This is a genomic window from Reichenbachiella sp. (assembly GCF_039944555.1).
Lineage (GTDB): Bacteria > Bacteroidota > Bacteroidia > Cytophagales > Cyclobacteriaceae > Reichenbachiella.
In genome coordinates, this window is sequence record NZ_JBDUYN010000016.1 from 227,964 (window position 1) to 242,433 (window position 14,470).

13 protein-coding genes are annotated in these 14,470 nt (G+C 39.8%); 8 read left to right on the forward strand and 5 right to left on the reverse strand.

The window, feature by feature from the left end; all coding sequences use genetic code 11:
- The first annotated feature begins 11 nt into the window (after positions 1-11).
- The 5 genes from ABJD64_RS23355 (at position 12) to hutI (ending at position 5,700) form a co-directional block, all read left to right on the forward strand.
- Positions 12-386 (forward strand): four helix bundle protein, encoded by a 375-nt coding sequence (locus ABJD64_RS23355; protein ID WP_348181275.1) that lies wholly within the window; start codon positions 12-14, stop codon positions 384-386.
- A 30-nt stretch (positions 387-416) separates the two neighbouring features.
- Complete coding sequence (gene arsM / locus ABJD64_RS23360) at positions 417-1,385, forward strand: arsenosugar biosynthesis arsenite methyltransferase ArsM (RefSeq protein ID WP_348181276.1); 969 nt, start codon at positions 417-419, stop codon at positions 1,383-1,385.
- A 92-nt stretch (positions 1,386-1,477) separates the two neighbouring features.
- Entirely contained in the window at positions 1,478-1,765 is a 288-nt protein-coding gene (gene gatC / locus ABJD64_RS23365) for an Asp-tRNA(Asn)/Glu-tRNA(Gln) amidotransferase subunit GatC (RefSeq protein WP_348181277.1), read from the forward strand.
- A gap of 4 nt (positions 1,766-1,769) precedes the next feature.
- A complete protein-coding gene (locus tag ABJD64_RS23370; RefSeq protein ID WP_348181278.1) occupies positions 1,770-4,460 on the forward strand; it encodes a hypothetical protein in 2,691 nt (896 codons plus the stop codon).
- A 16-nt stretch (positions 4,461-4,476) separates the two neighbouring features.
- The gene (gene hutI, locus ABJD64_RS23375; RefSeq protein ID WP_348181279.1) at positions 4,477-5,700 is read left to right on the forward strand and encodes an imidazolonepropionase; all 1,224 of its coding nucleotides are present in this window, start codon (positions 4,477-4,479) and stop codon (positions 5,698-5,700) included.
- Between the two features lie 80 nt (positions 5,701-5,780).
- On the opposite strand, the gene ABJD64_RS23380 is transcribed toward hutI, so the two are convergent.
- The 4 genes from ABJD64_RS23380 to rpsT all read right to left on the reverse strand — a co-directional run bounded on the left by ABJD64_RS23380 (position 5,781) and on the right by rpsT (position 8,404).
- The gene (locus ABJD64_RS23380) at positions 5,781-6,701 is read right to left on the reverse strand and encodes an AraC family transcriptional regulator (protein ID WP_348181280.1); all 921 of its coding nucleotides are present in this window, start codon (positions 6,699-6,701) and stop codon (positions 5,781-5,783) included.
- A gap of 62 nt (positions 6,702-6,763) precedes the next feature.
- On the reverse strand, positions 6,764-7,360 hold the full coding sequence (locus ABJD64_RS23385; RefSeq protein ID WP_348181281.1) for a DUF1684 domain-containing protein: 597 nt from the start codon (positions 7,358-7,360) through the stop codon (positions 6,764-6,766).
- Positions 7,360-8,055 carry a DNA repair protein RadC gene (gene radC, locus ABJD64_RS23390; RefSeq protein ID WP_348181282.1) on the reverse strand — a complete coding sequence of 232 codons (696 nt, stop codon included), beginning with the start codon at positions 8,053-8,055 and terminating at the stop codon, positions 7,360-7,362. The genes ABJD64_RS23385 and radC overlap by 1 nt, the downstream gene beginning before the upstream one ends.
- A gap of 97 nt (positions 8,056-8,152) precedes the next feature.
- Positions 8,153-8,404 carry a 30S ribosomal protein S20 gene (rpsT, locus tag ABJD64_RS23395; protein ID WP_348181283.1) on the reverse strand — a complete coding sequence of 84 codons (252 nt, stop codon included), beginning with the start codon at positions 8,402-8,404 and terminating at the stop codon, positions 8,153-8,155.
- A gap of 170 nt (positions 8,405-8,574) precedes the next feature.
- On the opposite strand from rpsT, the gene ABJD64_RS23400 reads away from it, so the two are divergent.
- Together ABJD64_RS23400 and ABJD64_RS23405 are read left to right on the forward strand one after the other, a co-directional pair.
- Positions 8,575-9,915, forward strand: a complete 1,341-nt coding sequence (locus ABJD64_RS23400) for a serine hydrolase (RefSeq protein WP_348181284.1) — start codon at positions 8,575-8,577, stop codon at positions 9,913-9,915.
- A gap of 243 nt (positions 9,916-10,158) precedes the next feature.
- Positions 10,159-11,730 (forward strand): OmpA family protein, encoded by a 1,572-nt coding sequence (locus ABJD64_RS23405; RefSeq protein ID WP_348181285.1) that lies wholly within the window; start codon positions 10,159-10,161, stop codon positions 11,728-11,730.
- A 31-nt stretch (positions 11,731-11,761) separates the two neighbouring features.
- Here the strand turns inward: ABJD64_RS23405 and ABJD64_RS23410 are convergent, their stop codons facing one another.
- Positions 11,762-13,669, reverse strand: a complete 1,908-nt coding sequence (locus ABJD64_RS23410) for a peptidase M61 (protein WP_348181286.1) — start codon at positions 13,667-13,669, stop codon at positions 11,762-11,764.
- Positions 13,670-13,928: 259 nt separating this feature from the next.
- On the opposite strand from ABJD64_RS23410, the gene ABJD64_RS23415 reads away from it, so the two are divergent.
- Positions 13,929-14,465: a YceI family protein gene (locus ABJD64_RS23415; protein ID WP_348181287.1), complete on the forward strand. Its 537-nt coding sequence runs from the start codon at positions 13,929-13,931 to the stop codon at positions 14,463-14,465.
- Positions 14,466-14,470 lie beyond the last annotated feature (5 nt).

Here is a 14,470-nt window from a genome sequence, read left to right on the forward strand (position 1 = left end):
AATAATTAAAAATGAATAATAGAATCGAATCAACTAATGAAAAAGAACATTCTAAAACCAAGAGCTATGACTTTGCACTTGATGTGATCAATGAAGTCCAAGTAATAAAAAACAACCACAAAGAGTTTGATCTCTCACGTCAACTGGTTCGCAGTGGAACAGCCATTGGTGCATTGATTCGTGAAGCTGAATTTGGTCAAACCAAAAAAGACTTCATTCATAAACTCAGTATCTCATTAAAGGAAGCAAATGAGACGGATTATTGGCTCAATCTTTTAAAAGATGCTGGATTGATAACTCAAGAAAGCTTTCAAGAATTAGCTCCAAAATGCGAGGAACTACTAAAAATGCTTGTCGCCTCAATTAAAACTGCACGATCAAATTAATAATTATTCATTATTCTATTTTCATTAACTATGAGTTATTTAGACACTACAATAGACGTTTATAAAGCCGCAGCCATCACTCCTGATATAGGATTGTGCTGTACCACTTCACCCATTTGGCAGCTGCCTGGCCTGAGTATGCCTAAAATCATGCAGGAAATGAATTACGGGTGTGGTACTACCGTGCATCCCAGAGACCTGGCGAACAATCCAAACATTCTATATGTAGGTGTAGGTGGGGGCATGGAGCTGCTTCAGTTTTCATATTTCAGTAGAAAAAAATCTGGCGTCATTGGTGTGGACGTAGTGGAAGAAATGCTACAGGCATCAAGGGAGAATTTTGTACAAGCTGAAGAAGAAAACGATTGGTTCAACAGTGATTTTGTGGAATTAAAAAAAGGAGATGCACTTGACTTGCCTCTGGCTGACGAGTCCATTGATGTAGCCGCTCAGAATTGCCTATTCAACATCTTTAAGGCGGATGAACTAAAAAAAGCATTGCAGGAGATGTATAGGGTATTGAAACCACATGGCAGACTCGTAATGTCCGATCCAATTTGCGATCAAACGATGCCTGATCATTTGAGGGAAGACGAAAAATTGCGTGCACTTTGCCTGAGTGGCTCTATTCCCATGAAGGATTACATTAAAATGTTGACCGATGTTGGTTTCGGCACGGTTGAAATAAGAGCCAAACGGCCTTACAGAGTTTTGTCTCCTAATCACTATGATGTGGAAGAAAATATCATCATTGAAAGTCTTGAGGTCTGTGCCATCAAAGATCCCATGCCTTCAGACGGACCATGCGTATTTACAGGAAAGGCAGCCATTTATTATGGTAACGATGAATACCTGGATGATAAAAAAGGGCATGTGTTGATGCAAAATCAGCCATTGGCCGTATGTGACAAAACAGCTTACGCCTTAGCCGATCTCAATCAGAAGGACATTCATATCACTCCCTCGACGTACTTCTATGACGGAGGAGGGTGCTGTTAGGTGCTTTTTTGATCAAGAGATGCCTTTTTGTTATAAGTGCTAAGCGTCGAACAGTCATCTTTTGTTAAATTTGAAGCTTATTAAGCACACGCATGGCAATAGACAAAAAGACCGTTCAGAAACTGGCTCACTTATCAAGACTTGAACTTACAGATAAGGAGCAGGAAAAGATGAGTGAAGATTTAGGAAATATCCTCGAATGGGTGGAAAAACTTGAAGAGGTGGATACCTCTAATGTGGAGCCGTTGGGCAATGTAAATGAAGAACCCATCCATCTGAGAGCAGATAAAGCCAATAATTACTTTTCCGACAAGGAAGCACTTAAAAATGCCCCGGAAAGTGATCAAGGACATTTTATCGTACCCAAGGTGCTTAGCTAATTATATGAATAAGTTCGCCTTCTGGGACGATTGGGAAACTCCTTTCCGCCTAACATTCAAAGCCCTTTCGCTACTCCTTATAATTTTTCTTGGGGCATTTTTAATTATAGAATGGGGGCAACTGAGCCCGTTCTACTATTGGAAGATTACAGGATACCTTGAGCATATTCCATTCCCCGTGTTTTCAAATCATTCTGAATTCATTGAAAGCACCATTACGACAGATATGCCTTTGATCTTTCAAAAGATATTCGGAGGATCTAATACTCTTTCTGTAGGATACACCTATGCATATCTTATTGTTTTGTACGTGGGGTTGATTGGTTGTTTGACTCTGGCCACTTATCTCGAGAATTTTTGGTATTTCTTAAGTATGGGGCTTTGGATTCTTCTGATTATGCTCAGTGGAATTGGTAAGATTGGTCTTTTTGGCTTCTACGATGAAATTCCTATTATCATAGTCGCTTTGCTATTTCTACCTGCTTCGTATTATTTCAATACCATAGATGATTCTATTGGACTGGGTAAAAGGTTCTTAATTTTCCTGGCCTTACTATTAGTTACCTTTGGGCTGATTCATTTTGGAAGTTCGTATGATCAGCCTCTGCTTTTTCTTACTCGATTTTCATACTTACCTGCAGCCGTAGTTTGTCTGATTTTTATCCTTATTGTAGGTCACGAAATCGTTTATGCCATTCTATCACTCACCACCCCATATTCAAAATCTTCTTCCAATAATACAACTCATTTCATTGTCCTCAGCTCTGTTTATCTGCTGAATCTGGTAGCCTTGTATTTGCACCAAATCGGTTATCTGGATTGGAATATTTACTACCTCAATGAATTTGCGGTTATTGCTTTGTCCACTATTTTGGGCATTTGGGGAATAAAGTCCCGTGAAGAAAGATATGCTGGCATATTACCGTTTTACCCATACACTGCTCTACTTTATCTGTGGCTGGCTATAATTTCATTTGCCACCTTCTCCTACCAGGCCTGGCATGCCAACGACCCTTTTTTGGAGTCTATGCAGAACTTGATCCTCTATAGTCATATTGGATTTGGAAGCATGTTTTTCTTATATATCATTGGCAACTTCATCACCCAACTCAGACAAAACCTTCCGGTACATCAATTCGCTTATGTGGAAGACAATTTTCCATACATTTCAGCACGAATCGCCGGATTGATTGTTGTTGCAGCGCTATTTTTTCGTGCACATTATGCCAGTTTTAATTTAGCTGTAGCGGGCTATTACAATGGCCTGGCCGATCTGAACATAAGTTTGGACAAAAGCGAAACGGCTTATTATTATTATAAAGAAAGCACGGGCCAGAGCATGCATAATCATCACGCAAATTTCCAGCTAGCCCAATCAGAAAAGAAACCTAGTTATAGGTTGACATATCTTAAGAATACGCTCGAAAAAAAACCAACACCCTACGCCTACGCATCTTTGGGCAAGGAATATGAAAACGCGAGTCAGTTTTTTGATGCTCTTTTCACCTATCAAGAGGGTCTGGAAGTATTTCCTAAGAACTGGGCACTTCAGAACAATCTTGCTCTACTATACAACAAAACCAACGTGGTGGATTCAGCGGTTTATTATCTAAAAAACAATTCACCAGGTTCCTGGAAAAAATCAGTCGTTCAATCCAATCTGAAAGCAGTTTTGGCCATGCATGGTATGAGGGGCGACAATGAATCAGATGAAGAACCTGACAGATTCGACCTTCAAAGCAATACAATAGCTAACAAGACCATCATACAAGATACATCTCGCCTTAAGTTCATTACAGAACCACAGACGAGAGCACTCAACCTTTTTACATTTAGCTATCTCAAAAACCTTGGAATCTATTGTTATCAAAACAACCAGCCTGAATACTTAAGAATTATTGACTCCTATTTGGACGCTCCCGAAAACATTTCTTTTAGAAGGGACTTGATCCTGGTGAAAGCGTTGAACCTATATCAGGCAGGAAGAATAGCTTCAGCTATTGAAATTATCTACCAACTCAAAGAAGCTGATGAAGACGAATCCGGACAATGGAATAGCTTATTAGGTAAATGGTGCCTGGAGTTGAATGCCCCACTTCAAGCTTCGAAGTATTTTGAGAAGGCCAGAGAGTCCTATTACCCCAATGTCTCTGCGGATTTGGCACAGGCCTATTATCGTTTGGGTGATCAGTCTTTAGCTCTATTTATGCTAAGCAAAGAAAGTGACACCAATGACACGCTAAACTCAAATCAAACCGCATGGGTTCAATTGTTCGATGCCATGCAAAATCATCAAGTAAGTTGGGAAATTTATTCGTTTGAAAGGGAGAAAGCACTTTTAGAAAATGCAAAAAAGGCCGAAAGCAATAAGCACATTCTATTTGAGCAGTTAGGCCTCGGCAATCCATATTTTCAAGAAGGCGTGATTGCAGCGGCACGTTATTTTCAGCAAGAGGATAAAGACGAGGAAACGGCCTATAGAATACTCCATCAAGCTATTACAATCAATGAGTTTTCTGACCTATTGATCAAAGCATACATAGATCATTGTTTGAACACAGGACTAATTGATTTTGCAGATGATGCACTAGCTAGACTAGCTGATATCTTATCTGAAAATGAATACACCGCTTATAAAGTCGCGTTTGAATCCAAAAAAGAATCTGCACAAACCGATCTAGACAAAAATTGGTAGCAATAAACAACATCCCATGAAAAGATTAATCGGCCCATTCAAAGAGATTATTACCCTTTCAGAGGCAGTACATAAAGGACCATTGACCGAAGATGCCCTTGGATTAATTGAACAAGGCGGAGTCTTGATTGAGGATGAGGTCATTGTGGAAGTTGGTGAGTTCGAAAACTTAAAAAAACAAGCAGACATTATCGACCGGATAAAAGAAGACCAAGTGCTTTTACCAGGTTTGATTGACAGTCACACACACATCTGCTTTGGTGGATCCCGTGCTGGAGATTATGCCCAGCGCGTTGCTGGTAAGACTTATCAGGAAATACTAAAAAATGGGGGCGGCATCCACGACTCTGTTAATAAAACCAGGGCAGCCTCTCAGGAAGAACTCACTGACTTAGTAAAAGCCAGAGCAAAACGCCATTTACTTGAAGGTGTAACCACCATCGAAGTCAAAAGCGGGTATGGGTTATCTGTCCAAGAAGAAATCAAGATGCTTCAGGCCATCAAATCGGCTAACCAAAAGATTCCGGCAGATTTAATTACAACCTGCCTGGCGGCCCACGTTTGTCCTAAGGAATTCGATAGTCATGAAGACTACCTTAATCATGTCGTTGAGCATTTATTCCCCGAACTAAAAAAACAGGAACTGACCAACCGCATCGACATATTTACTGAAGATGGAGCATTTGACACTAAGCTTTCGGCCAAATATTTAGCGCAAGCGAAAGAAGCTGGATTTGAAATCACTGTACACGCAGATCAGTTTACGTCCGGAGGCACCAGAGTGGCTGTGGAAGCAGGAGCACTCAGTGCTGACCATCTAGAAGCTACTTCTGACGAAGACGTAAGAATACTTGCCGGATCTGAGACGGTAGCTACAGTACTGCCCGGAGCTTCGATGGGGCTGGGCATGCACTACTCCCCCGCCCGTAAGTTGTTAGACGCAGGATGCTGTCTAGCCATAGCCACGGATTGGAATCCTGGCTCAGCACCTATGGGTGACCTTCTTGTTCAGACAGCACTTTTGGGCGCCGCAGAGAAACTTTCTATCACGGAGTGTGTAGCTGGCATCACCTATCGCGCCGCCAAGGCCTTGAATTTATCTGATCGCGGAAGAATTAAAGCAGGTCAACTAGCAGATTTGATTGCCTTTCCTGTAGGCGATCATCGCGAGATATTTTATCAGCAAGGAAAAATTAAGCCTAACAAAGTGTGGAAAAAAGGAGTTTCAGTGGTTGGCTAATGTTTAGGGTATGATACGTAGGTGCACCCTACCCCTATTAAAAAGTCTCTAAGCAACCTACATTTTGACCTACCGCGTTCTTATTCAATTGGGATACACAAATCCACCATGAATTTGTTTTCCGGATGCTCCCTAAAATCATTGTGATAAATTTCAAATGGGTTTTCTGCGCTTTTTTTGTATCCGTTTTCATTCATCCAAATGAAAAGACCTGTCCATGATTTCGGAAATTCGTCTGGCGTGATTTCAAAACGACCAACGATACATTTCCCTTTCTTAATAGTCGATTTATAAATTTCCCCTTCGGTTTCAAAAGATTCATTAGTAGTTAAAAACACGCTCATACGAACTCTTTCTGGTTTCGTAACTTTAATGCTATCGTAGAAAACCCTGCCCAATTTAGCTTCTGGGTTTTTCATCAAGCCTTTAGAGTTTGCCCATTTTATTACCTTTTCAAAAGAGTCTTCTACACCATTTATTCCAATGTGCGTTACGCCTGCAACATTCAATTCGGGTGCTTCTTTAATTTCAATATTTGCATTCATCTTTATCCAGTTTTTAAGATTATTAATCATGCAAATGTATTTTTCATAATCAGGATGCTCTTGACCATTCTTGCTTTCCAATTGACGAATCTTGCTATGTCGATTAGGGTTTTGCTTTTTAAACGTTGTTGGACTTACTCCGAAGTACTTTTTAAATGCCCGTGAATAAGAGGAGTTTTCACTAAATCCATATTTGTGAGCTATTTCTGCTACGGTTATATTTTTATGCAACAGATCTAAAGCTGATTTTTCTATTCTTCGCCTTGTCACATATTCATTCAAGGTTTCTCCCGTAACAAATTTAAAAACCCGATGGAAGTGAAATGGTGAGAAATATGCGATTTCAGATATCGTATCCAATGATAAATCAGCATCCAGGTTTTCGTCGATAAATTCAAAAACGCGATTAATTCGATTCTTATAATCTGCTTGTATTTCTTTTTCTGATATTGTCATTCCGTAGCTATTGTTCACTTAGAAAAGCTAAAAAATAAGCTTGAATCTTTCACAAACCCTTGTTACTGATAAAGCTTCTCCCCTGCTTCAATTGCTATCTTCAAATAGTTTTCAATTGGAGGCAAAGGACAAGAATAGGTAGAATTGTATTCGCAATATGGATTGTAAGCCTTATTGAAATCCAAAGTAATTTTTTCAGCTTGATCTGAGAAGTTCAGGTTAATATACCTACCCCCGCCATAAGTGGTCTGGTCGTTGGTCTGGTCGGCAAACGCCAAAAATAAAGTACCATCTTCAACACCTTTGAGTACCAGCAGTTGCTGAGGTTGTTGCTCCAACTGAAATTTTAGTATGGCATGTTTAACAAAAACTCTCGGCACACCGCTGGATGTCCCCAAGGTCATTTCGCTACCATTATCTATTCTTTCAATAAAGGCAATAGCCTTGAAATTTTCACTGACCAGGAAATAATTGAGACTTATGAGTGAATCGGCTCCGACAAAAGGCGATTCATCTGATTCATTCATAAAATCATCAGTTTCCTTACGCTGGTTCTCTATTTGCTCCTGATAGGAAAGGGACTGCTGCTTTGGCTCACAAGCACAGGCCAATACCATCCAGGAAGACATAAAAAACAAAATCTTGTACTTTCTATTCATCACAGCATCGATTCATCAGAAAAGCTAAAATAGCCTTCATCTGTGAAAATAATGTGATCCAAAACAGGAATATCTAAGGTCAAGCCTGCAGCTTTCAGTTTTTTTGTGAGTTTGATGTCCTGCTCACTGGGCTGGCGATTGCCGGAAGGGTGATTATGTGCCAAAACAATACTCGAAGCCAGGACTTCCAGTGCCTTTTTGAAAATAAGTTTTGCGTCTACGACTGTTCCCGATACGCCTCCGGCGCTGATCATTTCAGGTTTCAGAATTTTGTTAGCTCTGTTCAAAAAGAGTACCCAGAATTGTTCATGGTCCAGGTCAAGCAAGTTTGGTTTTAAATAATTATAAGCATCTATAGAGGAACTAATCTTCGGTTTTTCGTCAGAATCCATATTCTTACGCCTTCTTCCCAGCTCTAAAGCACTAATTATTGAAACCGCTTTAGCCTCGCCAATTCCATTAAATTTCTTTAAGTCTGTAAGAGAGAGCCGCGCCAGCTGATTGAGATCGTTGTTCGTTGCTGCCAGGATGCTTTTGGCCAAATCAACTGCAGATATACGAGGTGTACCTGATCCGATAAGAATCGCGATGAGCTCAGCCTCTGATAGAGCTGCTCTTCCTTTTAGGATTAATTTTTCTCTTGGCCTGTCTTCTTCAGCCCATTGCTTGATAGATAAATTATCTATACTGTTCATTGCTTTTTTTGTTTTTGCAAATTGGGCCAATGCAGATAAAACAAAAAAAGCTCCCAATACGTGGGAGCGTTCAATTCTTTATAATACTGACTCTAGCTTAAAGAGAAGCTACTAGCTTAGTCAATTTCGACTTTTGGTTAGCCGCTTTGTTTTTATGAATGATGTTGTTCTTAGCCAACTTGTCAATCATACCCACTACTTTCTTCAACAGCTCTTCAGCTTCAGTCTTATTGGTAGACTCTTTCAACCTTTTTACAAAAGTTCTGGTAGTCTTATGCTGATACCTGTTTCTAAGCCTTTTAGCTTCGTTTGATCTTATTCTCTTTAAAGCCGATTTATGATTCGCCATTCTCTAAAATGTTATATTCTATTTTTAGGACTGCAAATTTAGAGCTATTATAGATAAATCCAAACACTAATGACTAAATAAATTTAATGATGAATGATAGGTGAAAAAGCTGTTTTTGGCGTAAATATGCTTCTGAAACACAAAGATCAATCTATTATTTTCGATCCTCTATGAAAGCACTAAGATACTTACTTATCTTTTTTTCTGTTCTTCTGTTGCTGCATCCCGGATTTGGGCAAAAATCTGCAGTCAGAATAGACGATTCAGATACTTTGAAATTTACCAGCAGCGTGCTTCTGGAAATAGACTCTGTTCAATTATATAGCGGTATACAAGCCATTATCAATCAAGCCCTAGACTCCGCAGCTTTTCCTGGTTGCCAAGTTCTTTTGGCCAAACAAGGCCAGGTCTTTTATTACGAATCGTTTGGTTATCATACCTATGACAGTCTCCGCATGGTCAATAACTCAGACCTTTACGACCTCGCTTCCATTACAAAAGTTACTGCCGCTACTTTGGCTTTGATGAAATTGTATGATGAAGGAAAATTTGATTTGGATCGAACATTGGGCTATTACTTTCCCTTTCTTGCCAAGTCGAACAAAGCGAATTTGTCCATACGCAAGGTATTGGCACATCAGTCCAGACTAAAAAGTTGGATTCCCTACTATTCAGAATCTCAAAGAAAAAATGGTCGATACAAGCGCAAAACAATCTCGAACGATTCTACTTCCAGCTACCCATACCGTATACCTGGATCTGATTTCTTCCTCTACAAGGAGTTTAGAGAGAAAAGCATTTATAGAATGATCAAAAAATCTAAGCTATACCCTCAGGAAGAGTATGTGTATTCAGGACTGGTTTTCTATCTCTTGCCACAATTGGTTGAAAGATTATCGGGCGAATCCTTTGACGATCATCTCAACCAAAAATTCTATATGCCTTTGGGTGCACAAACTCTAGGCTTTGAGCCGATGAAGAGATTCCCGCGAAGTCAAATTATCCCTACAGAAGTAGATACTTTTTTCCGAATGAGCAAACTTCATGGTGTCGTTCATGACGAAGGTGCGGCCATGATGCTGGGTGTTTCCGGCAATGCCGGTCTTTTCAGCAATGCCTACGATCTTGCCAAAGTATTTCAAATGCTACTAAACGGTGGCACCTATGGAGAACAAAAATATTTAAGTCGCGAAACGATTAATGAATTTACAAGTTGTCAATATTGTGATTTGGACAACCGCAGAGGATTGGGATTCGACAAACCATTGATCGAATATGACAGCATCAAAACAAGTGTGGCCAAACTCGCGAGTCCGGAAAGTTATGGCCATTCAGGATATACCGGTACCTTAGTATGGGCTGACCCAAAAAATCAACTATTATTTGTATTCCTGGCCAATCGTGTACATCCTACTCGTGCAAACAGAAAAATATATCAATTAAACATTAGACCAAAAATTCATGATTTAGTATATCGCCTAATTGAAGAAGGAAAAGAGGGTAGACCTTAAGGTGAATGAATGAAACAACCCCGGGGCAGGCACCCGAGATTATTTTCATTCCATATACACCTGGTTGCGTCTTGTGGTGAATTCATTCAATAAAATATAAATATAATCATATTTTTATATTCATCACTAAGATTAATACAATTTTTTATCATTTAGTTAATATTTATCAAAATCAAACTAGAAACTCAGGAGTTGCAATTCACCCCTAACCATAGCAAATTTGCCCCCTCAATTAATCTGCAGATGAATATCAAAAAGTCTTTCTTATTCTTATTTATTGTTCTCAATTCGTCATTTTCTCATTGCCAAATTGAAATTTTTAGCCAGCACATAACTCTCGACTCAATTGTAAACAGCGCATCAGATGAGCTCAATGTGGTTGTTAGCCATGATGGCCAACTCATCTATTTCACCAGGAAGAACCATCCAGAGAATATTGGGGGCACAAATGATAAAGGAGACGTTTGGGTAAGCGAGAAAAGCCCAAATGGGAACTGGTCTCCATCCTACAACTTAAAAGCAATAAACAGCCCAAAAAGTAACACAATCATTGGATTTATGAATGTCGGAGGAACTATGGTGCTCCATGATGCGGATGGCTTTAAGCTATCTTATCAAAAAAAAGGGCAGTGGTCGAAGCTCACCTCATTTGAAATCCCATATTTTAATTCTAAGTCTAAAGAACTAACTGCATGCGTTTCAAGTGATGGCAGAAACATTTTGTTTGGCATGGAATCCTTTGGCTCCTATGGCGTTGAAGATATCTATATCTCAAGGCTGAATTCCAACGGCAAATGGACCAGTCCAAAAAATTTAGGCTCAACCATCAATACGCCGAACCAGGAAATTACTCCTTTTTTGGCGGCGGACAACAAAACACTGTTCTTTGCTTCCAACGGACATGGTGGAGAAGGCAGTTTTGACATATTTATGTCAACAAGGTTAGACGACACCTGGCAAAACTGGAGTCCTGTTCAAAACCTAGGGCCAAAAGTGAACACAAAAGGAAGAGAACAATCGTTTACATTTTTGCCTGATGCAGAATTCGCCTATTTATCGAGTACCCAAAACAGTGACGGCTATGGTGATTTGAAAAAAGTAAAAATCTCTCCAGACATCACCCCGGTTGAAATAGAAGTAGATACTACTCGTGTAACTGATATCGTAGAAGAAAAAAACATAGTAGCTCTTAGTGGAAGCGTTGTCGACAAAAAAACCGAACGAAAAATTATAGGAGCCCAAATATTCGTGACTACAGAGCCAACCAACCAAGAATATAAAACCTTGACCAACTCTGACGGTGAATTTAATTTGAGCATTACGGAGGGTAACAGCTATGTGGTTAAAATAAGGGCTTACCAATACATGTCTTCCGAAAGTGTGCTAACTGATGCCAACGTGGTAGGTGGGGAGAAATCAACTTACAAACTTGAACCGGTAATCGAAGGCAATACGGTTACCCTAGATCATGTGCTTTTCGAACAAGGACAAGCAGTATTGATAGAAGGATCCCAAAAAGAGCTGGATTTGGTTGTAGAAATGATGAAGTACAATCCTGATGTTTCCATCTTTTTAGCCGGCCACACCGATAATCAGGGTAAGGCATCTCTAAACGTATCACTAAGTGAAGATCGTGTACAAACTGTCACCCAATACTTGATCTCTCACGGGGTGAGCAAAAAACGAATCTCTGGTAAAGGATTTGGCGGCACTAAACCCATTGCCAGCAACGCCAGTGCAGAAACAAGAAAACTCAATCGAAGAGTTGAGTTTACCGTACACAAAATCAAAAAACAAAAAAGCACCGATCAATAAAGTCCGGTGCTTTTATATTGGTAAATTGAGGTTATTCATTTTTAGTTAACCAGCCATTGCGGACAGCTAATTGTGATTCGTCAGGCTCTTCATTCAAAGACAGAATATGCAAATATTCTACTTCTACTTCAAAAATCCCAGCAGTAAGATCTAGCTTCACTTCTGATCCGTCTTCTCCTTGCCTCATCACGGTATAAGTAAATTCTTCTCCCACTTTCATCTCTGCTCTAATTCCCTGAAAGAATGCACCGATACCACTCAAAGGTATTTCTTTTCCGTTAATACCCACCAATACATCACCATTTTTTAATCCAAAGGCCTTTCCAAAATCGTTTAATCGCTCAGCATTGGCTATAAACAGCCTTCTCAGTTCAGGGTTATATCCAAAAGTACCCTGTGGCATTCCCATACTTATCTCCATTCTTTTTTCTGATGGTTTGTAATCAACACCGGCAAGATCCAGCATCTCAGCGTAAGGCAGCGGCGTATTTCCTTCCACATAAGTGCTAAAAAAGGTTCTGATCTCAGGGTAAGTCATCTCTGTAATGATATCAAACAGGTCTTCATCATCAAAGGCTTGATCTTTACCGAATTTAGCTGCCAGATCAGCCATCATGTCCTGAACACCATATTTACCATCTGAAAGGCTTCTCAGCTTCAAGTCCAGGCACACCCCTATTAAAGCACCTTTTTCATATACATTCCCATATTGGTCCGGATATTTGTCTAATGTGTATTTACTTAGATCTGTAAATGCCAATGTATCATTAAATCTGGTAGACGCAGCGATCATTTTATTCTGAAGTGTACCAAGATATTGTTCATGTGACATGATGCCATATTTCGCCTGCACATTTCCTGCAAAAAATTCCGTGATACCTTCATAAAGCCACAAATGCTTTGACATCTTTGGTTCATTGAAATCGAAATGATGAATTTCTTGGGAATGAATATTCAAAGGTGTAACTATATGAAAAAATTCATGGGCTGCAAACCGATTGAACATTCCAATCATGGTATTAATAGGCTGATTTCTCATAGAATACAATGAGGAATAAGAATGTTCTAAGGCTCCAACTGAAGTAACAGGTCGCTCAGTAAAATAACAAATGAAGGCATATTTGTCCACGGGCAACTTGCCTCCTAAATATTCCTTCTGCGCCATAAGAAGTTGTTCGATAGCTCCCTTGACCTCCTCGGATTTCACCACCTCACCTGGTGAATAGGTAGATATCAAAACCTCTGCACCCGCTACTTTAATAATACTGGTATCCGGTTCACAATACATGAGTGGATTATCAATCAGGTGATCATAATTTTCAGTCAGGTAGGTATCCACTCGAGAATCGGTGGTAGTCGGTTTTATCTCTTCCAATCCTAATCCCTGATCCAATGATTGACCAGTGCTCAAGGCGATTAGTCCAGTAGATCCGTACATTTTAGGATCTCGGATTACATTGAATTTGAAGGGCGATCGAGTCATATTTTCAAAATAACCGAAAAAGCCTGCCGAGTTGATAACGAAATTTTTTCCTTCCTCTATATTGGTACCAGCCGGTTCGAATATGGCCTCACCATCCACATCATTGTCATAAGAATCCTTCACCCAATAGGTCACCTTGACAAGCTTATTACTTTTGGATATTTTCCATGAATTTAAGGAAGTCTTCTCAACAGGCAATTCTCTGCCTTTCTTGTCAAAAGCTTTAAAATCCTGAACGAACCTCCCATAATCAGCTACGCTATACGTACCAGGGATGATCTTAGGCATGTAGAATGTTGTCTCCGGTTCTTTAATTTTCGGTGGAATCAGAATCACCTGAACCTGATCATCTTTAACAACTGTAAGATCTAGAGTGTAAACATATTGGTCTTCGGGAAGTGCGTAAGCGGCCAGGTGAACAACCATGGCCAGCAAATAGATGGCTAGTTTTTTCATTTGAGTTTATTTTGAGTTTTTTTTAATTGTCGATGTTAATATAACCCTCGTGCAGGATAATCACCTACCATAAGTATCTCAATAGGCGCATTTATTACACGGCTGGTAAATTCATGCCCTCTTTCGGAAGACTTGCATCATGCTTCGTACTGACAACAATCACTCACACAACTGACCCGCTGCCGTGGGTATTCGGTGTTCTTGAACTTGTTTTACCTGTGAATAACAGGCTAAATAAAGCTCAATAAAGTGATAAATTATGAAAAACACATTCATCATAATGTCGGTTATGTGCTTCAGCATATTTACCAAAGCTCAGACCTTAAAACTGGAAAAGGCAGAGAGCACCATGGAGATTCTTGGTACGTCTTCGCTTCACGACTGGGAGTCTAATGTGGAAGAGTTTGTAGTGAAAGCCGCTCTGGCTGATAATCAGATCAGAGGCATTCATTTTACTGCAATAGTTAGATCCATTAAGAGCGGAAAATCCGGAATGGATAACAACACTTATAAGGCGCTTGAGGAAAACAAGTATCCCGAGATCCAATTCACGACTGATCAATTAACGATCCAAGGAAAAGAGCTATTAGGAAAAGGTGAATTATTAATTGCCGGAAAATCAAACGAAATCCCTGTAAGACTAACTATAAACAATACTTCCAAACTTTCGGTCAGTGGAAGCATCAAGATCAAAATGACCGATTACGGAATAACCCCGCCTACTGCTGTATTCGGCACGATAAAAACGGGGGACGACATCACAATTCAATTCGATTTTACTTTAATAAAAAGCTAAACTTT

What these genes read in the sequence shown, in the direction of transcription:
- rpsT (WP_348181283.1), bottom strand. Translation starts at nt 8,404, where the DNA reads ATGGCGAATCATAAATCGGCTTTAAAGAGAATAAGATCAAACGAAGCT.
- ABJD64_RS23410 (WP_348181286.1), bottom strand. Translation starts at nt 13,669, where the DNA reads ATGAAAAAACTAGCCATCTATTTGCTGGCCATGGTTGTTCACCTGGCC.
- hutI (WP_348181279.1), top strand. Translation starts at nt 4,477, where the DNA reads ATGAAAAGATTAATCGGCCCATTCAAAGAGATTATTACCCTTTCAGAG.
- ABJD64_RS23400 (WP_348181284.1), top strand. Translation starts at nt 8,575, where the DNA reads ATGAAAGCACTAAGATACTTACTTATCTTTTTTTCTGTTCTTCTGTTG.
- ABJD64_RS23355 (WP_348181275.1), top strand. Translation starts at nt 12, where the DNA reads ATGAATAATAGAATCGAATCAACTAATGAAAAAGAACATTCTAAAACC.
- radC (WP_348181282.1), bottom strand. Translation starts at nt 8,055, where the DNA reads ATGAACAGTATAGATAATTTATCTATCAAGCAATGGGCTGAAGAAGAC.
- ABJD64_RS23380 (WP_348181280.1), bottom strand. Translation starts at nt 6,701, where the DNA reads ATGACAATATCAGAAAAAGAAATACAAGCAGATTATAAGAATCGAATT.
- arsM (WP_348181276.1), top strand. Translation starts at nt 417, where the DNA reads ATGAGTTATTTAGACACTACAATAGACGTTTATAAAGCCGCAGCCATC.
- ABJD64_RS23385 (WP_348181281.1), bottom strand. Translation starts at nt 7,360, where the DNA reads ATGAATAGAAAGTACAAGATTTTGTTTTTTATGTCTTCCTGGATGGTA.
- ABJD64_RS23415 (WP_348181287.1), top strand. Translation starts at nt 13,929, where the DNA reads ATGAAAAACACATTCATCATAATGTCGGTTATGTGCTTCAGCATATTT.
- ABJD64_RS23370 (WP_348181278.1), top strand. Translation starts at nt 1,770, where the DNA reads ATGAATAAGTTCGCCTTCTGGGACGATTGGGAAACTCCTTTCCGCCTA.
- gatC (WP_348181277.1), top strand. Translation starts at nt 1,478, where the DNA reads ATGGCAATAGACAAAAAGACCGTTCAGAAACTGGCTCACTTATCAAGA.
- ABJD64_RS23405 (WP_348181285.1), top strand. Translation starts at nt 10,159, where the DNA reads ATGAATATCAAAAAGTCTTTCTTATTCTTATTTATTGTTCTCAATTCG.